This is a genomic window from Cytobacillus sp. S13-E01 (genome assembly GCF_029193815.1).
Lineage (GTDB): Bacteria > Bacillota > Bacilli > Bacillales > Bacillaceae_L > Bacillus_BV.
The window spans coordinates 80642-105700 of the sequence record NZ_JARFVC010000007.1 but is presented as its reverse complement, the minus strand read 5'-3'; the positions used below and the strand labels follow the sequence as shown (position 1 = coordinate 105700).

The following is a 25059-nucleotide window of genomic DNA, read 5'->3' as shown; positions in this document are numbered from 1 at the left end:
GTGAGATTTGACTCTTTAACTTTACGTGCATTCGGTCATTTTACAGATTATGATCTATTTTTTGAGCAAGCCAAGAACTTCCATCTTATATACGGACCTAACGAGGCCGGTAAAAGTACAGCACTAAGGTCTATCACACATTTCCTTTATGGATTTCCACAGCAAACGAATGATTCCTTCCTTCATAGTAATGCCAAACTGCGAATTGAGGGTCAATTGAGTAATTCAAAGGGTGACACATTGCAGTTTATTCGTCGAAAAGGGAATAAAAATACGGTGCTTGATGTCACTGGAGAACCCCTTACTGAAGATTCAGTCAACCAGTTTTTAAACGATATTTCAGAAAAACACTTCTTAAATATGTTTGCTCTTGATCATGTTCGTCTTCGTGAGGGAGGAGAAAGTCTACTTCAAAGTGGAGGTAATCTAGGGGAAAGCATATTCTCTGCTGCTTCAGGGATTAGTGTATTACGTAAGGTGTTTGAAGAGCTAGAGAAAAAATCAGGAGATCTCTATAAAAAAAGAGGATCTGCACCTGAACTTAATAAATTACTAAAAGAAGAAAAAGAGTTGAAAAAGGAAATAGCCGACTATCAGTTAAAAATTCAAGCATGGAAAGAAATTGAAAGAAAATATAACGAGGGCAGACAAGAAATTGAAGAAATGATCAAGCTGATGAAGGTATTGCGGAGTAAACAAGAGAAGCTTCAACGAGTAAAGCTATCCATGCCCAAAATTGCTAGACAAAGGGATCTAATACAAAAAACTTCTGAGCTTGGAGAAGTTCCAATTTTACCAGATGATATTGAAGAACTTCGTAAAGTAAACCAACAAAGGCTTGAAAATGGTAGAAAAGAAAAGAAGAAAGCTGAAGACAATTATCGAGATTTAGAAAAAGAACGAATTGAGATCAAGATTCCAGAAGGTCTACTTGAACAAGCAACGATAATCGATTCCCTATACCGGGAGGTCCAAAGCTATCAAAATAATGTAGAACAGATTCCTAGATTAGAAGGGGAAAGAAAGCTACTAGAAGATAGAGTCCTTTCCTTGATGAAAGATATTGATTCGTTACATGCGGATATCAACAACATCGATATGTACCGCTTGTCAGCAGAAAAAAAGGAAACAATTCGTGAACTATGTAAACAAAAGCCCTTACTTGATCAGGCCTTTGAACAAAATGAAAATGATAGAAAAGAAATTGAAAAAGAGCTACAATCCAAAGAAGAAGAGCTTAATTTAATCCCTAATCATCCTGATATCGAAGAACTAGAGCTCGTAATTGATACTGTAAAGAGAGCAGGGCTAATAGAGGAAACACTCAAAACTCTCATTGCTGAGAACGAACTGAAGGAACAACAAATAAAAGAAGAAGTTAAGCAGCTCCAACAATGGAGTGGAACATACAAGGAGCTAATGAATGTTAAGGTTCCAGGATTGTCTGAAACGATAAAAAAATTTGAACAGGAACGTTCCGTCCTACTGCAAAAACTGCAGAAAACGCGAGAACTAATAATTAGTCAAAAAGAATCGATTGAAATTCATGAAGAAGGAATTCGTAAACTAGAATCTATGACGGAAATACCATCTGAAGAAAAGCTTACTACTGTTCGAACTCGTCGTGACCATGGATGGCAACTGATTCGTACAAAGCTTCAAAAGGGTAGCTGTGATGAACAACTTGTTGATTTTTCAAAGGGCCAGGCAATTGAAACTGCCTATGAAGATAGTGTTCGAGATGCCGATCATATAGCAGATAAAATGAGAATCGAAGCGGCAAAGGTTGGGGAAAAGAACAAAAGATTATCTGATATTGAAAGTTGTAAAAGTAAGATTACTGAACTAGAACATGAGGAAAGCAGTTTACTAGAAGAAGTTGCAACATGGGAAGCTTCATGGTATGAGCTTTGGAAGCCATCAACTATAATCCCTTTAACGCCTGAAGAGATGAGAGAATGGTTAGTAAAGTATGGGCAAATAAAAGGGATGGTTCAGGAATATGAGAAAGCACAAGTAACCATACGAGAGTTAGAAAGTAAAAAACTACAGTATAAGCACACGTTAATCTCAGCCCTGTCACTTTTTGTAGATATTAATGAAGATAAAACAGTGGATGAGTTGTTAAGAATCGCTGAAAAACATCAGAAGCGAATCCAAGATGATTTGAACAAACGTAAAGGACTCTTAGATGGTATTTCTGGAATAAGGCATAAGGTAAATAATATTGCGTTGAAAAATACAGAAATCGATAGAAAAGTGAGTAATTGGAGTGATGAATGGATAAAAGTAACCCAAGGCACAAACATTGCGGAAATCACTTCTGTTAATGTTGCCGAAAGCTTACTAATTAAATATGAAAATTGTTCTCAAAGCTATGATAGCCTAAAGAGAGTTGAAAAAGAGCAAGAATCTTTAAAAAAGCAAATCACTTTTTTTGAAAATAAAGTGAAAGCTGTTATTCAACATGTATCAACAGATACAGATGATCAAAATGCTGATATTGTAGTGAATCAATTAAATGCAACACTCCAACAGGCTCAGCAGGATATAGTAAAAATAAATGAAATAAATATTCAGCTAAAAAAGCTTCAATCAAGTAGTAAGGATGCAATAGAAGAGATTGAAGATGCAAAAACGATTCTAAAGGGCTTAATGAAACAAGCAAATTGTAACGATATTGAAGAATTAGAACTAGTTGAAAAATCCTTTAAACTCAAGCAAGAATACGAAAATAAAATTCTAGTAATTGAGGAAGAGCTGCTCCAGATTGGTAGTGGTCAGTCTTTAAAAGACTTAATTGAAGAAGCTGATAGTATTGAACATGATAGTCTTGAAGTGGAATTAGAGGAAATTAAGCGTGAGCTAGATGAGATTGAATCAACCCGCTCACAACGCGAACAGGATCATGGTGTTGTTAAAAAAGAGTACGAAGAGAAGATTCAAGGAAATAATACGTCATCTGTGTTGGCAGAGCAAAAGAAAGCTAGTATTTTGGCACAGCTTGCAAACGTCACAGATCAATATATTCAGTTAAAACTAGCTTCTAACCTTTTACAAAAGGGGATAGAGCACTATCGTAATAAAAACCAAGACCCAATTTTAAAAAGTGCTAGTAACCTATTTGCAAGGTTAACGCTGCAATCTTTTACAGGATTAATAGTGGATTATGATGAGAAAGACCAACCAATATTAATGGGTGTTCGTGCCAATGGTGACAAAGTATCAATTGATGGTATGAGTGATGGAACTACAGATCAACTCTATTTATCACTACGAATAGCCAGCATCGAAATATATGCAAATGAAAACGAACCAATTCCATTTATCGTGGACGATATCCTCGTTCACTTTGATGATATTCGTTCAAAAGAGACTCTCAAAATTTTACTAGAATTATCAAAGCAAACCCAAATTATTTTCTTTACTCACCATTCTCGTCTAGTTGATATTATGAAGGAAATAGCATTAGATAATGAGTATCAGCTGACTGAACTTAATAGTAGTGAAACGATAATGGTATAATTATTAAAAGACGAAATCTTATGGTTTCGTCTTTTAATTTCGAATAATACTCATGTTGTAATTTAACCAAAGGAAATATAATTGGTGGAAAAATCAGAAAATAAATGGTATGCTTATATTGAATTTTATGGAAAAAAGTCAGTACTAGAAAGAATAATCACTAGAAAAAATAATCACTAGAAAAAGGTGATAGTATGTTAAACCTTCGGTACAGATGGGAACCTTTTTTGAAGTATGGACAAAGTTTTGAGACGGAAAAAAACAAGATTATTTATCGACAGGGTGAAACTGGAAGAGGTTTTTATTACTTAAGTAAAGGAGAAATGAAAATCACTCTTCTATCGGATAAAGGGGATGAACGTATCATAAATGTCGTTCCGCCAGGGATGTTATTTGGGGAGCATGGTGTCCAGCAGGAACCCTATTTAACTAGTGCGATAACAACATGTCCATCAACCATCTATTACTTTTCAGACGAGGTAATGGCAGCTATTTGTAAAGAGCATCCAGATGCAGCTCCAATTTACACAGATTCGTTAATATATAAGTTTAGAATACTTGCAGAAATTATTTCTTTAATTGATAGTCCAGTTGAACAACAAATGGGATATTATTTACTAAAGCTTGTGGAGGAGAATGGAAATGTTCCGATGAATCAAACAGCTTTAGCAAAGTACATTGGAACATCCCGTATAACCGTCAATAAAGTACTTCAGAAGTGGAAACAGCTAGAATACATAAAGCTTAGCAATCGCAAAATAGTGATTATAGACACTGATAAGATACGTGCAATTGCAAATAAAATTGGAGATGCTTAACTATAAATATTCTGCTGTACCAGATTTCTCAAGAAATCTGGTTTTTTAATATAATATTTTCTGTTTTTTATCTCGATAATGCCCGCCGCTTGCCATTTCTTTAAAACTTTATAAACGGTAACTCTCGTGAGACCTGTACAGCTTGCCAAATCTTGTTGATATAAGGGAACCTCGTAATTTTTAAACTCGTCACAAATGTTTTGTAGGAGTAATGCTATTTTTTGCTCAGATGTAAGCGCATTCAAGTTTATTCCGTCCAATAGAATTCGCATTTTATGTATAACGGTGCGAGAAAACTGTTTAAATAGCTCTGGATGTATTGTAATTAATTTTTTAAATTCTTCACATGAAAAATGATAGACGACAGAATCCTTAACAGCTATTGCCGTCGTAAAATGAGTTCGTTGATCCAACGCTTGAACACCTAATAGTTGGTTAGGTACAACAATATTTAGCATTCTTTCTTTACCTGTTACAGTTGCAGTAACAATCCTTACTAAACCTTTATGAAGAAAATAAAAGCCATCTCCACAAGTTCCTTGTTTATAAATAAACCCTTTTCGCTTTACGAACTGTCGCGTTCCGAACTTTAAATATTCCTCCCAATTAAAAACACTTTCATAAAATGTAACCATACCATGACCCCCCTTGATATTACTGGATGCATTAGCACAGATAGTAAGTTTTGTTTACCAATCTAAACTTTATTTATTAACTATAATCATAGTTTATCTTGTAACAAATTTCTATAATAGTTTTCACTATTGCGACTATTTTAAATATTAAAACCAAAAATACGTTAAATACCTTACACTTTGCGCCAAAATATACTATCACAATTTAGTTAAGAACTTTCAAATAATTATTCTTTAAGGAGGTATTATATGGTAACTTGTACAGGTGCTCACTACATTGAAGCAGTAAAAAAACGTAAACCAGAGGTGTTTTGACGATAAAGGAACAACGATTTACATCTTCAGGATCTATATTTGTTTCATTAGCCCTTACGTTTTTTTATTAAAATAACTCAACTTTCGCACCAATAAAATAATAGTTGTTAATCGTTGGTAGTATTGAGCTTAGAGTCTATGGAAGCTATAGAAATTGAAGGTGTATAGTAAGGGGTGTAATTGAAGTAAGGACATGAATAATATCTTTACTTAAATAAACAGTAATACTATAATGGTATGTAAGAGGGGTGAAAAGGGTATACTATAAAAATTATAAGGAGAATGTCAGTGTTATCATAGAAGTATGAAGTTAATCAATACTACTTGTAGTTAAAGGGAGGATTAATACAAATGGCTTACCAACCAAAGTCTTATCGCGAAGATTCCTATGTTTCATTATCCCAAAAGTCTACTTTAACTTCAAAAGGACAAGTTACCATACCACAAAAAATTAGAGAAGCAATTCACGCTAGTACAGGTGACCAAATTGAGTTTACTTTAAATGAATCAGGTGAAGTAATTTTAAAAGCTATTAAGAAGGATTCATTACTTTCTCTATTCGGATCTATGCCGTCTAAAGAGGAAACGGTACTTGAATGGGAAACAATAAGACGTAGAGCTAGGGACGAGAAAACACAAGGAGATCCTCTGTAAAAAATTTGAAGTGAGGTTTTATATTTTATGAGTACTCAGGAATTTTACGCAGATACTAATCTAATAATTCGTTTTCTTACAAATGATGATCCAGTCCAATCACCTATCGCATTAAAAGTTTTCAAAGAGGTTGTTAGTGGGAAAATAACCTTAATACTTACATCACACATTGTTGCAGAATGTTGCTGGGTACTTGAATCTTTACGTTATAAATATACACCGAAGGAAATTGGTTCAAAGCTTTCACAAATCATAGAGTCCCCAGGAATCAAAGTGGATGAAAAAGAATTACTACTATCTTCACTTGAAGCCTATCATTCTATGAATGTGGATTTTATAGACGCTTATTTATCGACTTTAGCATCCAAAAATCAAAAAAGCATTATTACATGGAACAAAAAGCATTTCAAACGATTACCAGGAGAATTTTATTCCCCTGAAGAAATAATTGAATCTAATGATTAAACTAGATTTAGAGACTAATTGTCTCTTTTTTTGTCTTTTTATGATTTAATTATTGGATACTTGGACATCTAAAGGCAGTGTATTCAAAAATTATCGTTTATCTCGTTTCAGCGACAATGGCTAAAAGGAAATTTACCCTTAGATTTGCTCTCGGAAATAGCTGACATCTTAAAAAACTACGGAAGATTCCACGGGATAAGTCTGTCTGATTTTGGATAATCCACATTCGTGATTTACTATAATCATCGTTCAAATGGCTATTTATACTATTTTGACTATTTTAAATATTAAAACCGAATTTACGTTAAATACCTTACAGTTATCCTCGAACTAAAGTATTACAATTCAGTTAAGAAATTTAAAAACTATTCTTGAGGAGGTATTGTATGGGAATCCGTACAGGTGCTGATTACATTCAAGCTGTAAAAAAACGTCAACCGGAGGTATGGTTGTCAGGTAGAAGAATTACGAACATGTTTGATGAGGTTGTCTTTAAACAGCCGATTCTTGAGATTGCAAAGTTGTATGATATGCAGCATGATTCTGAATTCCAGGAGAAGATTACTCATATTTGTGAGGAAACTGGTGAAAGAGTTAATAACGCGTTTTTGGTACCTAAGAGCTTTGATGACTTAAAACGACGAAGAGCGGTTTTTGAGGCTTTTGCAAAGGCAACCTTTGGCTTAATGGGTAGAACACCTGACTTTTTAAATGTAGTTGTAACGTCTATGTATTATAATTCCTGGTTCTTTGAAAAATACAATAAGGATTGGGCCGAAAATGTTCGAAATTATTATAAATACCTTCGTGATAATGATTTATTTTTAACACATGCAATTATTAATCCTCAAAATGACCGTAGTAAGACGTCACACCAGCAAAACGATACCTATACTCATTTAGGGGCCGTAAAGGAAACTTCAGAAGGGTTAGTAGTAAGAGGGGCAAAAATGTTAGCAACACTCGCACCTATTACAGACGAAGTTATTATCTATTCCTTCCCAGGCTTTGCTCCGGGAGATGAGAAATATGCACTAGCTTTTGCAATTCCGATCGAAACTCCGGGCCTTCGTATCATTTGTCGTGAGCCGATGCAAGATGGCACACGTTCTTTATATGATCATCCGCTTGCATCAAGATTCGAGGAAATGGATGCTTTATTAGTTTTTGATGATGTTGTCGTTCCATGGGACAGAGTCTTTTTATATAACAATGTCGAAGCTGCTAATAAGCTGTATCCAATGACTGGAGCAGGACAACAACCAGCACATCAATCTGGAGTAAGAGGCTTGATAAAGCTTCAATTTGCTACAGAGGTTGCGATGAAAGTAGCTGACACTATCGGTGTAGATGGATATTTAAATGTACAAAATGACCTAGCTGAGTTAGCTCAGTCAGTGGAATCTATTAGAGCATTACTTAATGTTGCAGAATATGAGCATACGTTTACTGAATATGGCGAGGCTATGCCAGATTATGTAGCACTCGAAACAATTAGAGGGCTATTACCAAAAATGTATCCTAGGGCAATTGAGGTCATGCAAATTGTCGGTGCAGGTGGTTTATTGATGTCGCCAACAGGTGCTGACTTTAATAATGAGGCATTAAGAGATGAAATAGATAAATATTATGTAGGTCGAGAAGGAATATCCTCACTAGAAAGAGTTAGTGTCTTTAAGTTAGCATGGGATCTATGTGGAGAGGCATTTGGTCAACGCTTGCTTCAATATGAGCGCTATTACACTGGTGACCCAATACGTAAAAGAGGGATTTTCTACAACAATTATAAGCGTCAACGTTCACTTGATTTAGTTGATGAAGCATTAAAAGTAAGTGTTTTAGAGAAAAAAGTTAATAATTAGTTGGGTTACACCATTGAGAGGAGACGGATGACTTGGAAGCACATTTTGATACTTCTTTAACATTGCCCTGCTCAAATATTGCAATAGGTGCTTTTGATGGGGTCCATCAGGGTCATCAAACTGTGATTAAGCAGGTTGTAGAAAGAAGTAAAATTCTTCAAGTACCTAGTCTGGTTTATACATTTGATCCTCCACCTCGTGTGTATTTCCAGGGAGCGAGTATATTAACTCCTATTACTGAGAAATTATCTAAACTAGAAAAACTTGGAGTGGATCATGTAATCGTTGCAAGTTTTAATCAATTATATGCCAAAAGAAGTGCCAATCATTTTATCGGATGTCTATCAAAACTTAATCCTATTGAAATTGTAGTCGGAGAAGACTTCAGATTTGGCAAAGACCGGGTGGGAGATATCACGTTACTTGAACAATATTTTAAGGTTAGAGTTACTCAACCGGTATGTTGTTCTATGGGCAATCGAATTTCATCTACAAGAATACGTCAATTGATATCAAATGGAGATATTCATCTATCCAACTCTCTTCTTGGCTGGCCTATAGGAGAATAGAAATTTAGTAGGAAAGGAGAAAGATAGAATGAAATTATTAGGTATTTCGGGAACAATTATAGGCGCAAAAACAGGAATTGTAGTTAAAAAAGTTCTGGATGAAGTTAAGCAAAAATATCCAGATATCGAGGTTGAATATCTAGACATGATGAATTATGATGTGCAATTTTGTGATGGACGCGACCCAGCAAATTATTCTGAAGATACGAAAAAGGTTATTGAGATTGTTTCTTCTGCTGATTTCTATATTATTGGAACACCAATTTTTCAGGGATCTATTACTGGTGTGTTGAAAAACTTATTTGACTTAATGAATCCGCTTACATTAAGAGGCAAAGTAATGGGATTTGTTGCAAATGGAGGTACTTATCAACATTATTTAGTTATTGAAAATCAATTAAAACCAATTGCGGGTTTCTTAAGGGCCTATGTAGCACCAAGTTATGTTTATGTAAATGGTGATCATTTCAATCAAAAAAATGAATTAGTTGATCCTGAAGTTTTAAATAGAATATCCAATTTGGCAGAAGAAGTTGTTCACATGCAAAAAGCATTAAAAGTGAATCATGCTGAGGTAACAGATTAAACACAATTTAAAAATTGAAGGGAGTTTTATATTATGAAAAGTAAATTTCTACCTATCAACCTAATGAAATTTATTGAGGAAAATAAGGATCAGCTTAAGCCACCTGTAAATAACAAGCTCGTTTGGAAGGATGCAGAATTAATGGTCATGTTGCTTGGCGGGCCGAATAAAAGGCGTGATTTTCATGTAGACCCATCAGAAGAAATTTTCTATCAATTACAAGGAAGTTGTTACGTAGAAGTGATTAATGGTGAGGGGAAACGTGAAGTTGTTGAAGTCAAAGAAGGAGAGATGTTCCTACTTCCAGCTGGTGTACCTCATTCTCCACACCGAGTAGCCGATACAATTGGATTAGTTATCGAACGAAATAGAGCAGATGGAGAGCTTGAGGATTTCGTATGGTTTTGTGATGAATGCGACCATGAAATGCACAGAGTTACCATTCAACTAACAAATATTGAAGTACAGGTTAAGGAAGCAATTGCTGGATTTAACGGTAGCTTAGAGCTTCGAAAGTGCAAACATTGTGGAAATGAAATGCCTCCTGAAGCGAGTGAATGGCAATGCGAGTAGATTTTCATACTCACATCATTCCAGAGAACTTCACAGAGCTTACTGAGCAATTAACAGGGGAAAGATGGCCTACACTAGAACGGACTTGTGCATGTGGAGCTAATATTATGGTTGCCGGCAAGGTGTTCCGTGAAGTCACAGACCAAGTATGGAGTCCAGAGAAACGAATTTATGATATGGAACGAGAAGGTGTTGACATACAAGTCTTGTCTCCTATTCCTGTAACTTTTTCTTATTGGGCACCTGCTAAGGAAGCCGAACTGCTAGCACGTATTCAGAATGATTTTATAGCAGAGACAGTAAAGCAGCATCCAACAAAATTCATTGGTTTAGGAACGGTACCAATGCAGGATGTTAATGTCGCTATTCGTGAGATGGATCGTTGTATGCATGAGTTAGGTTTAAAAGGGATTGAGATTGGCACAAATGTAAACGGCAACAATTTAGATGATCCTTCTTTTATTGAATTTTTTGAAATGGCAGAGAAGTGGGAAGTTCCTCTCTTTATTCATCCTTGGGAAACCTTGGGGAAAGAACGAATGCCTAGACACAATTTAATGTATACAGTTGGAATGCCTAGTGAAACTGCTTTAGCGGGTGCGAGTCTAATTTTAGGCGGAGTTATGGATAAGTTCCCTAATTTAAAAATTTGCTTTGCACACGGTGGTGGGGCTTTACCTTATCTTCTTCCACGTCTAGATCAAGGGTGGAGAGTATGGCCTCATTTACGATTACTTGAGCAGCCGCCAAGTCACTATGCTAAGAAATTCTACTTTGACTCCTTAGTGAACGAACCAATTAATCTTAAATACCTATTGGATAATTTTGGACATGAACGTATAATTATGGGTTCTGATTATCCGTTTTTATTAAGAGAGGTTCCACCTGGAAAGGTAATTGATGATACACTTGGACTTACACAGGAGCAAACGGAAGCTATGTTAGGAATGAATGCTCTACGTTTCTTAAATATCTCATCTAAAGTTAGGACGTGAAGCTATGAGGAATGAGGTTCTTACACCTGAACAAAGATTGGAGGAGATGGGATTAACTTTACCATCTCCTAGGGCGTCAGCAGGGAATTATGTAAGCTGTGTTCGTACAGGAAACCTTCTTTTTACCGCTGGCCAAGGCACGGACGAATATCGTGGTAGATTAGGTGAGGATGTAACGATAGAAGTGGGCTATGAAGCAGCAAAGCAGTGTATGTTAAATCTCTTAACTGTAATAAAACAAGAGGTCGGAGAGCTAAATAAAGTTAAGCGTATTGTAAAAATACTTGGGTTCGTAAACAGTACTTCCGATTTTACAGATCAGCCTAAAGTAATGAATGGTGCTTCCGATTTACTAGTACAAGTATTTGGTGAGAGAGGAAAGCATGGAAGATCTGCTGTAGGAATGGCTCAGCTTCCACATAATAATGCAGTTGAAGTTGAGATGGTCATAGAAATAGAAGAGTAGGAGGTATAGTATGAGTCGGATTGGCCAACAAGGAATTAAAGACGCTAAACTCTTTATTAATGGAGAATATAAGGAATCTATTTCGGGTGAGAGCTTTGATACATTTGATCCTTCAACAAATCAAAAGCTAGCTAGTGTAGCAAAAGCGAATGAACATGATGCAGAGTATGCAATCAAGGTTGCACAGCGTACCTTCGAAAGTGGTATTTGGAGTGAAATGCCAGTTGCAGAAAGATCAAAGATTCTTTGTAAGATGTCTGGTCTTGTGTTGGAACGAGTTGATGAACTAGCATTAGTTGAAACACTAGATGTAGGTAAACCGATAAAAGAGAGTCGGGGTTTTGATATCCCGAGAGCGGCAGCAAATTTGCGTTTTTTTGCAGAAATGGCAAACTATATTAATCATGAACACTATGATCATTCTAAATATATGTCTTACTCCAAATATTCACCTGCAGGAGTTTCAAGTTTAATTATTCCTTGGAATCTTCCTTTTATGCAAATGACCTGGAAGGTATCAGCAGCGTTGGCTGCTGGAAATACAGTGGTTGTAAAACCTGCATCCTATACTCCACTTAGTGCGGTCATGTTAGGAGAAATCGCTAATGAAGCAGGACTTCCACCAGGTGTTTTAAATATCATTACAGGACCCGGGGGGACTGTGGGTACAAGAATGACCAATCATCCTAATGTTAGACGAATTTCTTTTGTAGGAGATAGTACAACAGGTAGAACGGTTATGCAGAACGCTGCTACTCAATTAATCCCTGTTTCGCTTGAATTGGGCGGAAAATCAGCAAACATCGTTTTTGAGGATGCAGATTTAGACGAGGCAGTAGCAGGTTCGATTGAAGCAATTTTTAGAAATCAGGGAGAAATCTGTCTTGCTGGTTCGCGGCTTTTAGTACAAGATAGCATCTATGACCTGTTTCTTGAAAAGTTCGTTAAGGCAGTTAAAAAGATCAAGGTTGGAGATCCTCTTAGTGAAGAGACAGATATGGGTGCATTAGTTTCTAAGGGTCATTTAGAATCCGTTGATGAGTATGTACAAATTGGAATATCTGAAGGTGCTAAGCTAGCAATTGGCGGTAATAGAGTAGCTGGATTTGAAGAAGGGAACTTCTACGAACCAACTGTACTTTACGATGTTGATAATAAGATGAAAGTAGCACAGGAAGAAATATTTGGTCCTGTCCTAGTAGTTATTCCGTTTAAAACTGAAGAAGAGGCCATCCAAATTGCGAATGATTCAATCTATGGTCTTGCTGGGGTAGTATGGACGAATGATCTTCGCCGTGCCCACCGTGTAGCTTCGCGAGTAAATTCCGGACTACTTTGGATAAATTGTTGGTACTACAGGGATTTAAGGACTCCATTTGGGGGGTCAAAAGCAAGTGGAATTGGTAGGGAAGGCGGCCGCCATAGCTTTGAATTCTACTCTGAGGCAAAAACGATAACGATGAAACTATAAAGGAAACTTCCATCAGTGGGGGGTTCTTTCATCCCCCACTGATGGTTAGTTGACCTTATCGGGCTTGTACGAGCAGTTATCCCCCACTTTTACTTCTTCGAATACTCTAGGTTTTGAAGTGGGGGTATTACAGCCCGTTAAAGCGGGATAAATAAAGAGTGTTAATTGTCACTCTTTATTTTCCTTAATTAAAACAGATCAAATAGAGAAGAGTGAGTATATGAATCTACTATTGGATGAAATTGTTGAAAATCTTTTAGAGGCTGAGCGAAGCAAACAAGCAATTGCTCCACTTACTTTGCAATATTCTAAATTAAATGTAACAGACGCTTATCAAATTCAACTAGAAGTAATGAAGAAAAAGGTTAGTGAAGGACGTACTGTTATAGGTAAAAAGGTTGGCTTAACAAGCCTTGCAATGCAAAAAATGCTTGGAGTAGATGAACCTGATTATGGCCATTTATTGGATGATATGCGAGTTTCAGATGGAAGTAGTGTAAAGATTAGTGATATGCTTAGCCCGAAAATAGAGCCAGAAATTGGATTTATACTTGGAGAAGATTTAAGAGGGCCTAATGTCACTTTTTTAGATGTATTGATGGCAACGGAATACATCGTACCAACGCTTGAAATAATTGATAGTAGAATCGCAGGTTGGAAGATTAAATTAATAGATACAGTAGCAGATAACGGATCTTCAGCTAGAGTTGTAATAGGAAGTAAGTTAAGCAAAATAGATGGGATAGATTTGCGGAGTCTAGGAATGGTCATGTACAACAATGGTGAGATGGTATCAACAGGCTCAGGAGCTGCGGCCCTTGGACATCCTGCACATGCTATCGCATGGTTGGCAAATAAATTGCATGAATTTGATATAACACTTAAAGCGGGAGAACTAATCCTACCAGGTGCTCTTTGCGCAGCACTGACCGTTAAAGAAGGCGATACAATTTCTGCTCATTTCGGTCCACTAGGTTCTGTTTCAGTAACATTTGAGTAAAGGGGTGGGTACTTTGAGTAAAATTAAAGCTGCGATCATTGGTTCAGGAAATATTGGCACTGATCTTATGTATAAGCTAGAAAGAAGTAAAGTAATAGAGTTAACAGCAATGATTGGTATAGATCCTGACTCGGACGGATTAAAACGAGCTAAAGAAAAAGGCTATGAAGTATTTTCTAATGGTATTCAAGCTTTAGTCGATCGACCTGATTTAGCAGAGATTGTATTTGATGCTACATCAGCTAAAACGCATGTAAGACATGCGAAGATCCTTGAGGATTTGGGGAAACTAGCAATTGATCTTACTCCGGCTGCTAGTGGCCCGTTCGTCAGTCCAGCTGTTAATATGCAGACCAATTTAGATGTAACAAATGTGAACTTAATTACATGTGGAGGGCAGGCCACAATTCCAATTGTACATGCGGTAAATCGTGTGGCTGACGTAACATATGCAGAGATTGTAGCAACTATTTCAAGTAAAAGTGCCGGACCAGGAACAAGAGCAAATATTGATGAATTTACGATAACAACCAAACGAGGAATTGAAGAAGTGGGAGGTGCTGATCAAGGAAAAGCAATTATTATCCTAAATCCAGCTGAACCACCGATACTTATGCGAGATACAATTTATTGTGAAGTGAAAAATATGAATAAAGAAGAGATTACTAAATCTATTTACGACATGGTCGAAACTGTAAAACAGTATGTACCTGGTTACCGCTTAAAACAAGATCCATTATTTGATGAGAACCGTGTTACAGTATTCATTGAAGTTGAGGGAGCAGGAGATTATTTTCCAATTTACGCTGGTAACTTAGATATCATGACTGCAGCAGCTACACGAGTCGCTGAGGATTTTGCACAGCAAATGCTTAATCTGGAAAATGCAAATAGTGTTAGATAGAAAGGCTAGGTGAAGACAGATGGAACGTAAAAGTGACAAGCCTATTAAAATAACTGAAGTATGTCTGCGTGATGGTAGCCATGTTCTTGCACATCAATATACAGAAGCTCAGGTGCGTAGTGTAGTCCGGGAATTAGACAATGCAGGGATGCACTACATAGAAGTTAGTCATGGTGATGGTTTAGGTGGATCTACTCTGCAATACGGAAGGTCGTTAGTCGATGAAATGAAGTTAATTGAAGCGGCTATTGATGAAAGTAAGAAGTCAAAAATTGCCGTTCTTCTCATTCCTGGAATAGGGACTGTTCATGAACTAAAGCAAGCACATACGTTAGGAGCGGGATTGGTACGTGTTGCTACACATGTTACTGAAGCAGACGTTTCTGCACAGCACATAAGCTTAGCTCGTGAATTAGGAATGGAAACCTTAGGCTTTCTAATGATGGCACATATGGTCCCAACAGAAAAATTAGTTGAACAGGCAAAGTTAATGGAAAGCTACGGTGCCCAAGCGGTATATGTAACAGATTCGGCAGGAGCTCTTTTGCCTAATCAGGTCCGCGAGAGAATCTCAGCCTTACGTGAGGCATTAAATATTGAAGTTGGCTTTCATGCTCATAATAATTTGTCTGTGGCCGTTGCTAATACTCTAGTTGCTATTGAAGAGGGGGCTACAAGAATTGATGGTAGTGTTCGCTGCTTAGGTGCTGGTGCGGGAAATGCACAAACAGAGGTACTGCTTTCTGTATTAGATCGAATGGGAGTAAATCTAGGAATAGATATTTATAAAATGATGGATATTGCAGAGAACATTGTTGGGCCATTAGTACCGCGTCCACAAGAAATTAATAAAGGTAGTTTAGTTTTAGGCTATGCTGGTGTATATTCAAGTTTTCTTCTCCATGCGCAACGGGCAGGAAAACGTTTTGGTTTAGATTCAAGAGATATTCTAATGGAACTTGGAAAAAGGAAAGTGGTAGGCGGTCAAGAAGATATGATACTTGATGTAGCAGCAGAACTGGCAAAAGCTCGTAAAATGGAGGTGTAAAAGATGACTTTAACACAAGGTATAGATATGGAAATCGTGGAATATTTATATTCTGCGGAAAAAGAACAACGAGAAGTAATAAAGATTACTGATAAATATCCAGAGTTAAGTTTTGCAAAAGCATATTCCATTCAAGAAAAGTTAATTCATAGAAGAGAGCTAGATGGTGCTCGCACCATAGGTTTGAAATTAGGTTTAACAAGTAAGGCCAAACAGCAGATGATGGGCGTTCATGAAGCTATATATGGGTATCTTACAGATGATATGCTTGCTCTCGAATGGGAACCAATTGAATTTAACCAACTGATTCACCCAAAAGCTGAACCGGAAATAGCCTTTTTTATCGCAGAAGATCTAGAAGGCACTAATATCACTGGAGAGGATGTCATACGTGTAACAAAATATGTAGCACCTGCTATTGAAATTATTGATAGTCGTTATAAAGACTTTAAGTTTACCCTAGCAGATGTAATTGCAGATAATTGTTCTTCATCTCGATTTGTAATAGGAAGTAAATGGATGTCTCCAACCGACTTAGACTTGGCCAACTTGGGTATGGTTATGTCTAAAAATGGGGAAGTGACACAAGTAGGAGCAAGTGCGGCGGTTTTAGGGCATCCAGCAACATCTGTTGCTTGGGCTGTTAATAAGCTAGGTGAAGTAGGTAAGGGAATAAAGAAAGGTGATATTATTCTTAGCGGAGCTATTTCTGAAGCTATCAGCTTTGGACCAAAAGATACAATTCATGTACAATTTTCCGAATTAGGTAGTGTATCTTTTGCATGTAAATAAAGCACGTAGTTTGTTTCACTATGTGCCCTTCTTTTTTGTATTTTATATTGAATATTCTAAATATGGTGATAAAAATCACAGAATATGTTAACTGTTTAACACTTATTCATAGTGTTTAGGTTTATAATTCGATTAAGACTAAACTTGTACCGAAACTATAAACAAGAGTGTTTCCTTCCTAAATGATAGCGTTTACATAGGGGGATTCTACAATTCTAAAAGGGGTGTATATAAAATGAAAAAGATAAAAAAATGGGGGTTTGCACTTTTAACGTCTGCTCTAGTTTTAACAATCGCAGCGTGTGGCGGAGACACTGCCTCAAAATCTGACTCAAGTGAGACGTATAACTTTAAGCTCGCTCATATAACACCTACAGATCATATGTGGAATAAGGCTGCAGAAAAGTTTAAAGAAGAGCTAGAAAATCGATCTGATGGAAGAATGAAACTAGAAATTTATCCGGCTAGCCAACTAGGTACAGAAGCTGATATGGTACAACAAATTGCAGCTGGATCAGTTGATTTTGGCTTTATCACGGCTGCTTATTTGAGTTCAAGAGCAGACGCATTTACTGCATGGTTTGCTCCATATGCTTTTAAAGACCTAGAAAGTGCTAATGCGGCACGTGACACTGAGGTTGCAAAAAAAATCTTAGCTACTTTAGATGAGCAAGACATTAAAGGCTTAGATTACTTATTTGCCGGAAACCGAGTGATGTTATTCAAAGATAAAGAAGTTTTAAAGCCAGAGGATATGAAAGGATTAAAGTTCCGTGTTACACCAAGTCCACCCTTACAGGATTTTTATAAGTCAATGGGAGCCTCACCTGAGTCACTACCGTTACCTGAGGTATATGCTGCTGTACAAACAGGTGTAATTGATGGGATGGATATGGATTTAGATGCGACTATTACTAACAAATATTATGAAGTAGCCAAATATGGTGCAGTTACAAACCATATGGTATGGCCTGCTGTTGCAATGATGAATAAAGCAACCTATGAGAAAATGTCTGATAGTGATAAAAAGATAATTGATGAAGCAATAAGAGCAGCTGCCGATTATGCTGTAACCACTCGTTCTGCACAAGAGGAAGAATTTAAAAAGACACTAAGTGATGCAGGAATGAAAATTTATGAGATTGATGAGGCTTTGTTTGCTCCATATATTAAACAATTTGATGAAAAATATGGGCCTACTAACCCGTTGATTCAGGAATTCATAGATACATTCCGCAAGTAATCTTTTTGGGGGTAAATTTATGAAGTATCTCAGTGATACTATAGCCGGTTTCGAAAAGAAACTGGCTATGGTCCTTATGTTTGCAATGGCTTTAATTGTTACATTTGCTGTACTTTTTCGCTACATATTAAATGAACCACTGTTTTGGGCTGGTGAAGTATCGATTTTTCTTTTAATTTACATTACGTTCATCGGTGGTAGTCTAGGCCTAAAGTATAATACCCAGGCCTCAGTTACGATTCTCACTGACTATCTTCCTAATAAAGTAAAGAAATCTGTGTTTGTTGCAGGGCATCTCTTCATGTTGCTGTTTATGACAATTATCCTTTTTTATTGCCTTAAATGGATTAGTTCACCTAATGTTGCCTTTCAAAAGTCAACTGCAATTCTACTTCCAATGTGGATTCCTTACTCAATTCTTCCAATTGGTCTTTCATTTGCTACTATACATTTACTAAATAATCTTCTAGATATTGCAAGGAGTGGTGATACCAAATGACGGTTTTAGTAATACTCGCTTTCATATTGTTTTTGCTGATGGGGATTCCTATATCACTCGTCCTTGGTATGACTACTATTGTTTACTTTTTTGTTACTGGGAACACTATATTACTAGATTCAACCCCTCAAAGGCTTTATTCCGGCATGGAAAATTACGGTTTATTAGCTATTCCTTTATTTATGTTAACTGGTGAATTAATGAATAGTGGCGGGATAACTAATCGACTAGTTGTATTTGCGAGAGTGATGGTAGGTCATGTAAGAGGTGGTCTGGCCTATGTTACTATTATAGCTAACATGTTCCTTGCATCCATATTAGGGTCTGCAAATGCTCAGGCAGCAATGATGAGTAAAGTCATGGTACCAGAAATGGAGAAAGAGGGTTATACAAGAGAATTTTCTTCCGCATTGACATTAGCCTCATCAATTGTAGCACCGATAATACCACCAAGTATGATTTTTATTATTTATGGGACTCTATCTGGAACTTCGATAGGTGCGTTATTTATCGCAGGAATTATCCCAGGAATAATCTATGGAATAGGATTTATTGCTCTTATTGCCTACGTGGGATATAAGCAAAATTTTCCGAAAAGTGAAAAATCTAGTTTAAAAGAGAAGTGGACATCATTTATTAATGTAATGCCTGCAATGCTAGTTCCATTAATTATTACTGTTGGAATATTGAGTGGGGCGTTCACTGCGACCGAGTCTGCTGGTATTGCAAGTGCTGTTGCATTTATCGTCGGAATGCTTTTTTATAAGGAATTAAAATGGAGAAAACTACCTTCTATTTTAGTTAACACAGTTATTGGAACTGCAACCGTAACGTTCTTGATTGCAATGGCCAATATATTTGGTTGGGTGATTGCGTTTGAACAAATACCTCAGTTAATAGCTGGTTCAATGCTTTCAATATCAGATAATCCTTTTGTTTTCTTATTTCTTGTCAATATATTTTTACTTTTAGTTGGAACTGTACTTGATGGAATTGCTGCCTTAATTATTTTAGTACCTGTTTTGATGCCATTGATCACAGCCTTCCAAATTGATCCGATTCATTTCGGAGTAATTATTTGTATTAACCTAACCATAGGTTTGCTTACACCACCGGTTGGAACAGGTCTATTTATCGTATCATCCATCGCTGAGGTTAAATTCGAAAGATTGGTAAAGGCAGTTATGCCAATGCTACTTCTAGGAATCTTTATCTTATTCATCATTACTTATTGGGAAAAAACAACTCTACTTATTCCGAGTTGGTTCGGATATTAGTATCTTTTATGGAGGTATACGATGCCAATAATACAAATTCAGATCTTAGAAGGTAGAACTGATGAAAATATCAAAAACTTAATTGCAAATGTGACTGAAACTACAGTTAATACGCTAGATGTGAATCCCGAACAAGTACGTGTGATTGTTAGTACTGTTCCTAGAAAGTATTGGGGTGTCGGAGGAACTACAAAGGATACACATGACCAATAGAAACGGTAAGGCGAAACTCTAATATAATAGAGAGTTTCGCCTCTTTTTTTAGAATATAAGAATTCATAAAATTTTGTACCTAGTTTAGGGATCTTGTTCAGGTCACCCTAAATTTTCTTAGAGTCTCTCTATAAAAAAATGAGTGAAAAGAGAACCTTAACCCTCCATATGTGATTTAAGTAACAGAAAATTCTATAAATTAATTATAGAATGTATTTATTAACAACTTATACAGGGGGTATAACTATTACTATAAAACGAATTGCATTACTTTCGATCATTGTGACCTACGTTTTAATCGTTTTTGGAGGTTATGTGGCCTCTTCGGAATCCGGGATGGGTTGTGGACCTGAGTGGCCTCTTTGTAATGGTGAGGTTATTCCTGTTTTGCAGGATGAGACACTTACCGAGTTCGCCCATCGGTTTATAGGTTTAATACTGGTAATTCTTGCAGTTTTATTGTTTATGCTTATAAGACATACCAATTCAAGCAATCGTATTCAAATTGCTTCGGCGTGGATGATATGCTTACTTACATTTCAAGTTTTAGCGGGTGCAGTTGTTGTTGTTTGGGACTTACCTTCGATTGTAGTAACGATTCATCTAGTAACAGCAATGTTGTTTATGTTAAGTCTGTTGTGGATATTTCGAGCTGAAAATCAGACAAGCTTCAGTACTACAACTAATGTAAAAAAACGAAAGAAAATTATCACACATTTAAATGTCCTTCTAGCCCTACTATTACTAACAATAGGAATGGGTGCTTATATTAAACATATGAACTATGGACTAGCTTGTGATTGGTTGAATTGTGGAAGTGGATGGTTGCCAGTAACAGGTCCGCAAATACTACAAACATTGCACCGAGGACTAGCGTTTGTTACTGTGATTTATATTGTTTTTCTTACTGTTTTGGCATTCACAAGAAACTGGGAAATAAAAGTAAAGACTCGTATGATGTTCGCTTCTGCATTTGTACTTCTCCAAGTGTTAAGTGGTGTCTTAACTGTTATAACAAGTATTAGCATTCCGTGGGCAGTAGTCCATTTAGCTATTGGTACCGCTTTGTTTATGATTTTGGCAGATACTCGAATTATTTTAGATTTAAGAGTTTCTAGTATAAAAAGAGCTGTAGTGATTAATCAGAAAAAGCATCCGCTTGATCGGATTTAATTTGAGAAAGCTTCTGGACTTATTCAGGAGCTTTTTTCGCATCAAGATGTTCGTTTTGTTCAGAAAAAAATTCAGCCCTCTTAATGTTCAAACCACAAAAATTTCGAGGATAGCCTGACCTCCTGCAATAATTAAAATAAAAATAAGATACTTTGCAAGAGTTGGGATAAAAATATATATCGTACCAAGGAAAAGTGCCGACCAAATTCCGGCACACCAATAACAAGTTAAAAGATAGTTATTATTCTACGACAATATGAATAGACATAAATCAGAGTGAAGTGAAACATTCTTCCTTTATTTATTCAGATAGTGGGTGGTAGGAAAATGCTTATAAAAAAACAATTTTTGATACACGCCAACAAAGACGAGGTATGGTCGGTGTTTATGGATCCTGTACGGTTGGGCAGTTGTTTTCCAGGTTGTAAAGAAATAAACGAAATAAGTCCAACAAAATATGAAACAGTGTTCGAATTAAAGGCCCAATTTATAGCAATAACATTGCAAGCAACCGGTGAACTTAAGAACGCAAAGGAAAAAGAACAGTTAACTGTAGAAATGACGGGAAAGCCAGTCGCTTTAGTTGGGGAGTTCCGTAATATGATGGTTATAAATTTATCGGAAACCCAAACTGGTGACACTTTGGTTGATTATGAAATGGATTTACAAATGTCAGGTCGTTTAGCATCAATGGGGTCACGTTTAATGAAAGGTACGCTAACAAAATCTAGTGGCGAATTTGCCGAAAATGTTCAAAGGTTATTTCAGCATTCCTGAAAGATTTAATAATGATGATGGAATGTTTATATCCACATACAAAAATCGTTTGGGTAAATCCTCTTTAACGATATATGCAGACGCTGTCAAAAATGACGGCGTCTTATTTCCTTTTAATCGATAACTTTTTTTTAACCTGATTTAAGAAGTAGAATGAAATAATTCTTAATAAGCGGTCATTTATCCAGAATATGTATCATTTTCAATTTGTTCTAGGTATAATAAAAATTGAGATTCAACTTGATTCCATTCATCGTCTGATTCCATCTCATCATAAACAATGGTGCCATCGTCCTCTTCCTTATAGCGATAAGCAATAATACTTAGATCTTCTTTTTCCTCATCTAGTTCTTTTTGTAATGCAACTATTAGATAATCAATCCCATTTAATTTACAAGTATAAAGTACCTCAAAGCTTTCTTCATTACCCTCTTCACCGATAAGTAATTCTTCTCCAATTTCTACTGCCAAGAAATACCATTCCTTTCTTCCTTTTGACTTATTAGGTACCATCTAATCTTAAATATTATTGCACTATTCTTGCATGTAATGCACCGTTTTATAAGAAAAATAGCTTAAAAAGAAAAACCGTATGCTTTTCCATACGGCAGAGTTACTTTTTCTTTTTAATTCGAAACCTTTTTTTAGGAAGATGGAAGTTTCGTTTAGGGAATTTGATTTCCTTTTCTTTTACAAAACGAAGTAGTATAAATAAAATGTATGTCCCTAATGCTACATAAAAGAAGATTGGAACATTCTGTGACCTGCTAATTAAAAAAGTCATATAGAGTAAAAACGGTGTGACAAGGAAGCTATATTTAGGTAATGGTATATCTTTAGCGCTAGGAATTTTAAACGAGCTTGCCATAAGTAGGCAAAGGATAAAATAAATTAGTGCGAAAAGTGGTACTGGAATTACCGTATAAAAAAGGACTAAAAATGTAACGACACCACCAGCAAAGGTGATAGGTACACCCCTAAAATGCTTTGCTGATTCACTTGAACTGGTTAAATTGAACCTTGCTAATCGATACGCTCCGAATAACGGAAAGACACTAGCAAGTACCATACCTAACATTCCATAATCAACAAAATATGTGTAAATCGCTAAAAATGCAGGTGCGACACCAAAAGATACAATATCTGCTAAGGAATCTAATTCTTTGCCGAAATCATTTGAGACTCCAAGTATTCTTGCTACCCTTCCATCAAGAGCATCTAACATCATGGCAATAAAAATTAAGATGGTTGCGTTTCTAATATCTTGATTAATGATATATCCTAATGACAGAAATCCACAAAATAAATTACCAAATGTCAGTGCATTCGGTATATACCTTTTTGACATATGTACACATCCTTAATTCTCTTACAATAAATATATCATATAATGGAAAGAAATATATAGCTGTAGTATATTCTCATACTACTATAGATTACCCTCACGCGGATTATCAATGTAAGAATAAATTTGATTTATTATAGTATTATTGGATCACTTAGATTATGTATATGTACATATAGGTAAAGATATCTCTTGTACAAATGCTAATTAAAGAATACAAATAAAATATGAAGTTGTATTGAGCTTTCCTTGTTTAAATAAAGGATATAAAAAATAAGTGTGGAAGTAATTAGAAGTAAATAAGGCGCCATCGGCTCTATGGTATAAGCCAATCCGTCCGGAAGGTTAAAGAACAACCCTTCCAGCCGGCTTGTCTTATGATTGTCGCCGATAGGCGGGCGCCCTGCGCTTTAATTCTAGAAATAGAAAATAGCCCATTAAAGCTTAACTACCTGACTCACTACATGAGGTAATTGATGAACATGGAAGCTAAACCAAAATAAATAAGAAGTGATAAAATATCGTTTAATGTTGTAATTAATGGACCAGAAGCTACAGCTGGATCAATGTTAAACCTGTATAAGATTAGTGGGATAACAGTGCCGGCCAAGGTTCCAATAATCAGGGTCATGATTAACGAGCTTCCAACAACGATTCCAAGTACTGCACTTCCTTGCCAAACTAATGCAATAATAGCAATTAAAATGCCGCATGTAATACCAATTATAAGGCCAACCTTTAACTCACGAAAAACTAATCTGGTCGCTACTCCTTTATCTACATCTCTTGTAATCAAACCACGAACAACAACAGCAAGTGATTGTGTTCCAGTATTTCCTGTCATTCCTGCAATCATTGGCATGAAAAAGGCAAGAGCAACAACTTTAGATAATGTTTCTTCAAATTGGCTTATGATTGACCCAGACACTATTCCAATAAACAAAAGCAAGATAAGCCAAGGTAGTCTTCGATAGGCTGCAACAAATGCCTTAGTGTCAAAGTCGATTGCTTTACCTGAAGCGGATAACTTTTCAATATCTTCTGTTGCTTCACTAATTACAACGTCAATAATATCATCGACAGTGACGATACCAACAAGTATTTCATTTTCAACAACAGGCATTGCTAAAAAGTCGTATCGTTCTATTAACTGAGCGACTGCCTCTTGGTCAGTATCAGCAGAAACCGAAATTACTCGGCTGTACATAATATCCTGAATTTTTTCGTGCGTATCAGCAATTATTAAATCACGATAAGAAACAACACCCACTAATCTTTTTTCCGTATCGATCACATAAAGATAATTGATTGTTTCCGAAAACTCAGCAAAGACTTTTAGCTTATCAGCAGCTTCTCTAACTGTATAATGTTGTGGTATCCACACAAATCGATTTGTCATTAATCGTCCGGCTGTTTCAGGTTGGTAGTTCATGATATTTTGGACGATTCTAGACTCTTCTCGCTCCATTCCTGATAAAAGCTCTTCAATCTTATCAGGAGATAAATCCTCTAACAAAGAAGCCAAATCATCGTTATCCATTAAATCCATTACATGACCAGACTTTTCTATTCCTAGCTTAGTCAATATCTCTAGCTGGTTGTCTTTGTCAAGTTCTTGAATTAGATCTGCTATTTCCTCAGGCTGCATGAATAGTAAGAACTTAGTATGATGTTTTTGAGGTAAGCTTTCATACAATCGAGCAACATCGTATGGTTGTAATTCATCTAAAATGAGTCTAAACTCTGTTTTTTTTCCATCTTTTAGCTGTTTAATAATTTGAAGCGTTAGTTTGTCTTGGTTTTCTCTTATGCTGTTAACCAACGAAAATCACCCCTTCCAACAATATCCTAAAC

At 36.2% G+C, this 25059-nt stretch carries 26 protein-coding genes; 21 read left to right on the top strand and 5 right to left on the bottom strand.

Going from position 1 to position 25059, the window contains the following annotated elements; all coding sequences use genetic code 11:
- Positions 1-3525: a YhaN family protein gene (locus tag PY093_RS07290; RefSeq protein WP_275645225.1), complete on the top strand. Its 3525-nt coding sequence runs from the start codon at positions 1-3 to the stop codon at positions 3523-3525.
- 227 nt (positions 3526-3752) lie between these two features.
- Positions 3753-4343 carry a Crp/Fnr family transcriptional regulator gene (locus PY093_RS07285; RefSeq protein ID WP_275645224.1) on the top strand — a complete coding sequence of 197 codons (591 nt, stop codon included), beginning with the start codon at positions 3753-3755 and terminating at the stop codon, positions 4341-4343.
- Here the strand turns inward: PY093_RS07285 and PY093_RS07280 are convergent.
- Positions 4340-4978 carry a Crp/Fnr family transcriptional regulator gene (locus PY093_RS07280; RefSeq protein WP_275645223.1) on the bottom strand — a complete coding sequence of 213 codons (639 nt, stop codon included), beginning with the start codon at positions 4976-4978 and terminating at the stop codon, positions 4340-4342. The two genes, PY093_RS07285 and PY093_RS07280, sit on opposite strands and share 4 nt — an antisense overlap.
- 666 nt (positions 4979-5644) lie before the next feature.
- Between PY093_RS07280 and PY093_RS07275 the strand changes: the two genes are divergently transcribed.
- The 18 genes from PY093_RS07275 to PY093_RS07190 all read left to right on the top strand — a co-directional run bounded on the left by PY093_RS07275 (position 5645) and on the right by PY093_RS07190 (position 21083).
- Positions 5645-5947, top strand: coding sequence for an AbrB/MazE/SpoVT family DNA-binding domain-containing protein (locus PY093_RS07275; RefSeq protein ID WP_275645222.1), 303 nt, complete (start codon positions 5645-5647; stop codon positions 5945-5947).
- A 27-nt stretch (positions 5948-5974) separates the two neighbouring features.
- Positions 5975-6412, top strand: coding sequence for a PIN domain-containing protein (locus tag PY093_RS07270; RefSeq protein ID WP_275645221.1), 438 nt, complete (start codon positions 5975-5977; stop codon positions 6410-6412).
- 386 nt (positions 6413-6798) lie between these two features.
- Complete coding sequence (locus PY093_RS07265) at positions 6799-8274, top strand: 4-hydroxyphenylacetate 3-hydroxylase family protein (RefSeq protein ID WP_275645220.1); 1476 nt, start codon at positions 6799-6801, stop codon at positions 8272-8274.
- Positions 8275-8306: 32 nt separating this feature from the next.
- Positions 8307-8843 carry an FAD synthetase family protein gene (locus PY093_RS07260; RefSeq protein ID WP_275645219.1) on the top strand — a complete coding sequence of 179 codons (537 nt, stop codon included), beginning with the start codon at positions 8307-8309 and terminating at the stop codon, positions 8841-8843.
- A 28-nt stretch (positions 8844-8871) separates the two neighbouring features.
- A complete protein-coding gene (locus PY093_RS07255) occupies positions 8872-9429 on the top strand; it encodes an NADPH-dependent FMN reductase (RefSeq protein WP_275645218.1) in 558 nt (185 codons plus the stop codon).
- Positions 9430-9462: 33 nt separating this feature from the next.
- Positions 9463-10002, top strand: a complete 540-nt coding sequence (locus PY093_RS07250; protein ID WP_275645217.1) for a 3-hydroxyanthranilate 3,4-dioxygenase — start codon at positions 9463-9465, stop codon at positions 10000-10002.
- A complete protein-coding gene (locus PY093_RS07245; protein ID WP_275645216.1) occupies positions 9987-10997 on the top strand; it encodes an amidohydrolase family protein in 1011 nt (336 codons plus the stop codon). The genes PY093_RS07250 and PY093_RS07245 overlap by 16 nt, the downstream gene beginning before the upstream one ends.
- Before the next feature lie 4 nt (positions 10998-11001).
- Positions 11002-11463: a RidA family protein gene (locus PY093_RS07240; RefSeq protein ID WP_275645215.1), complete on the top strand. Its 462-nt coding sequence runs from the start codon at positions 11002-11004 to the stop codon at positions 11461-11463.
- 10 nt (positions 11464-11473) lie between these two features.
- On the top strand, positions 11474-12934 hold the full coding sequence (locus PY093_RS07235) for an aldehyde dehydrogenase (RefSeq protein WP_275645214.1): 1461 nt from the start codon (positions 11474-11476) through the stop codon (positions 12932-12934).
- Between the two features lie 220 nt (positions 12935-13154).
- Positions 13155-13934, top strand: a complete 780-nt coding sequence (locus tag PY093_RS07230; RefSeq protein WP_275645213.1) for a 2-keto-4-pentenoate hydratase — start codon at positions 13155-13157, stop codon at positions 13932-13934.
- A gap of 13 nt (positions 13935-13947) precedes the next feature.
- Complete coding sequence (locus PY093_RS07225) at positions 13948-14838, top strand: acetaldehyde dehydrogenase (acetylating) (protein WP_275645212.1); 891 nt, start codon at positions 13948-13950, stop codon at positions 14836-14838.
- Between the two features lie 19 nt (positions 14839-14857).
- Positions 14858-15886: a 4-hydroxy-2-oxovalerate aldolase gene (dmpG, locus tag PY093_RS07220; protein ID WP_275645211.1), complete on the top strand. Its 1029-nt coding sequence runs from the start codon at positions 14858-14860 to the stop codon at positions 15884-15886.
- 3 nt (positions 15887-15889) lie between these two features.
- A complete protein-coding gene (locus PY093_RS07215; RefSeq protein ID WP_275645210.1) occupies positions 15890-16678 on the top strand; it encodes a 2-keto-4-pentenoate hydratase in 789 nt (262 codons plus the stop codon).
- 235 nt (positions 16679-16913) lie between these two features.
- Entirely contained in the window at positions 16914-17921 is a 1008-nt protein-coding gene (locus PY093_RS07210) for a TRAP transporter substrate-binding protein (RefSeq protein WP_275645209.1), read from the top strand.
- A 19-nt stretch (positions 17922-17940) separates the two neighbouring features.
- Positions 17941-18420 (top strand): TRAP transporter small permease, encoded by a 480-nt coding sequence (locus tag PY093_RS07205; protein ID WP_275645208.1) that lies wholly within the window; start codon positions 17941-17943, stop codon positions 18418-18420.
- Entirely contained in the window at positions 18417-19697 is a 1281-nt protein-coding gene (locus PY093_RS07200) for a TRAP transporter large permease (protein WP_275645207.1), read from the top strand. Before PY093_RS07205 ends, PY093_RS07200 begins: the two co-directional genes overlap by 4 nt.
- A gap of 21 nt (positions 19698-19718) precedes the next feature.
- Complete coding sequence (locus tag PY093_RS07195) at positions 19719-19910, top strand: 4-oxalocrotonate tautomerase (RefSeq protein WP_275645206.1); 192 nt, start codon at positions 19719-19721, stop codon at positions 19908-19910.
- 210 nt (positions 19911-20120) lie between these two features.
- Positions 20121-21083: a COX15/CtaA family protein gene (locus PY093_RS07190; protein WP_275645205.1), complete on the top strand. Its 963-nt coding sequence runs from the start codon at positions 20121-20123 to the stop codon at positions 21081-21083.
- A gap of 87 nt (positions 21084-21170) precedes the next feature.
- Here PY093_RS07190 and PY093_RS21400 read toward each other — a convergent pair whose 3' ends face one another.
- A complete protein-coding gene (locus tag PY093_RS21400) occupies positions 21171-21263 on the bottom strand; it encodes a hypothetical protein (RefSeq protein ID WP_481769285.1) in 93 nt (30 codons plus the stop codon).
- A gap of 147 nt (positions 21264-21410) precedes the next feature.
- Between PY093_RS21400 and PY093_RS07180 the strand changes: the two genes are divergently transcribed.
- Entirely contained in the window at positions 21411-21860 is a 450-nt protein-coding gene (locus PY093_RS07180) for an SRPBCC family protein (RefSeq protein ID WP_275645204.1), read from the top strand.
- A gap of 180 nt (positions 21861-22040) precedes the next feature.
- Here PY093_RS07180 and PY093_RS07175 read toward each other — a convergent pair whose 3' ends face one another.
- From PY093_RS07175 to mgtE, 3 genes are all read right to left on the bottom strand, one after another.
- Entirely contained in the window at positions 22041-22331 is a 291-nt protein-coding gene (locus PY093_RS07175) for a DUF1292 domain-containing protein (protein WP_275645203.1), read from the bottom strand.
- 142 nt (positions 22332-22473) lie between these two features.
- Complete coding sequence (pssA, locus tag PY093_RS07170; RefSeq protein WP_275645202.1) at positions 22474-23208, bottom strand: CDP-diacylglycerol--serine O-phosphatidyltransferase; 735 nt, start codon at positions 23206-23208, stop codon at positions 22474-22476.
- A gap of 457 nt (positions 23209-23665) precedes the next feature.
- Positions 23666-25027, bottom strand: coding sequence for a magnesium transporter (mgtE, locus tag PY093_RS07165; RefSeq protein WP_275645201.1), 1362 nt, complete (start codon positions 25025-25027; stop codon positions 23666-23668).
- Positions 25028-25059 lie beyond the last annotated feature (32 nt).

What these genes read in the sequence shown, in the direction of transcription:
- PY093_RS07250 (WP_275645217.1), top strand. Translation starts at nt 9,463, where the DNA reads ATGAAAAGTAAATTTCTACCTATCAACCTAATGAAATTTATTGAGGAA.
- PY093_RS07245 (WP_275645216.1), top strand. Translation starts at nt 9,987, where the DNA reads ATGGCAATGCGAGTAGATTTTCATACTCACATCATTCCAGAGAACTTC.
- PY093_RS07180 (WP_275645204.1), top strand. Translation starts at nt 21,411, where the DNA reads ATGCTTATAAAAAAACAATTTTTGATACACGCCAACAAAGACGAGGTA.
- pssA (WP_275645202.1), bottom strand. Translation starts at nt 23,208, where the DNA reads ATGTCAAAAAGGTATATACCGAATGCACTGACATTTGGTAATTTATTT.
- PY093_RS07210 (WP_275645209.1), top strand. Translation starts at nt 16,914, where the DNA reads ATGAAAAAGATAAAAAAATGGGGGTTTGCACTTTTAACGTCTGCTCTA.
- PY093_RS07240 (WP_275645215.1), top strand. Translation starts at nt 11,002, where the DNA reads ATGAGGAATGAGGTTCTTACACCTGAACAAAGATTGGAGGAGATGGGA.
- PY093_RS07205 (WP_275645208.1), top strand. Translation starts at nt 17,941, where the DNA reads ATGAAGTATCTCAGTGATACTATAGCCGGTTTCGAAAAGAAACTGGCT.
- PY093_RS07195 (WP_275645206.1), top strand. Translation starts at nt 19,719, where the DNA reads ATGCCAATAATACAAATTCAGATCTTAGAAGGTAGAACTGATGAAAAT.
- PY093_RS07255 (WP_275645218.1), top strand. Translation starts at nt 8,872, where the DNA reads ATGAAATTATTAGGTATTTCGGGAACAATTATAGGCGCAAAAACAGGA.
- PY093_RS07270 (WP_275645221.1), top strand. Translation starts at nt 5,975, where the DNA reads ATGAGTACTCAGGAATTTTACGCAGATACTAATCTAATAATTCGTTTT.
- dmpG (WP_275645211.1), top strand. Translation starts at nt 14,858, where the DNA reads ATGGAACGTAAAAGTGACAAGCCTATTAAAATAACTGAAGTATGTCTG.
- PY093_RS07200 (WP_275645207.1), top strand. Translation starts at nt 18,417, where the DNA reads ATGACGGTTTTAGTAATACTCGCTTTCATATTGTTTTTGCTGATGGGG.
- PY093_RS07215 (WP_275645210.1), top strand. Translation starts at nt 15,890, where the DNA reads ATGACTTTAACACAAGGTATAGATATGGAAATCGTGGAATATTTATAT.
- PY093_RS07230 (WP_275645213.1), top strand. Translation starts at nt 13,155, where the DNA reads ATGAATCTACTATTGGATGAAATTGTTGAAAATCTTTTAGAGGCTGAG.
- PY093_RS07280 (WP_275645223.1), bottom strand. Translation starts at nt 4,978, where the DNA reads ATGGTTACATTTTATGAAAGTGTTTTTAATTGGGAGGAATATTTAAAG.
- PY093_RS07190 (WP_275645205.1), top strand. Translation starts at nt 20,121, where the DNA reads ATGTATTTATTAACAACTTATACAGGGGGTATAACTATTACTATAAAA.
- PY093_RS07235 (WP_275645214.1), top strand. Translation starts at nt 11,474, where the DNA reads ATGAGTCGGATTGGCCAACAAGGAATTAAAGACGCTAAACTCTTTATT.
- PY093_RS07275 (WP_275645222.1), top strand. Translation starts at nt 5,645, where the DNA reads ATGGCTTACCAACCAAAGTCTTATCGCGAAGATTCCTATGTTTCATTA.
- PY093_RS07265 (WP_275645220.1), top strand. Translation starts at nt 6,799, where the DNA reads ATGGGAATCCGTACAGGTGCTGATTACATTCAAGCTGTAAAAAAACGT.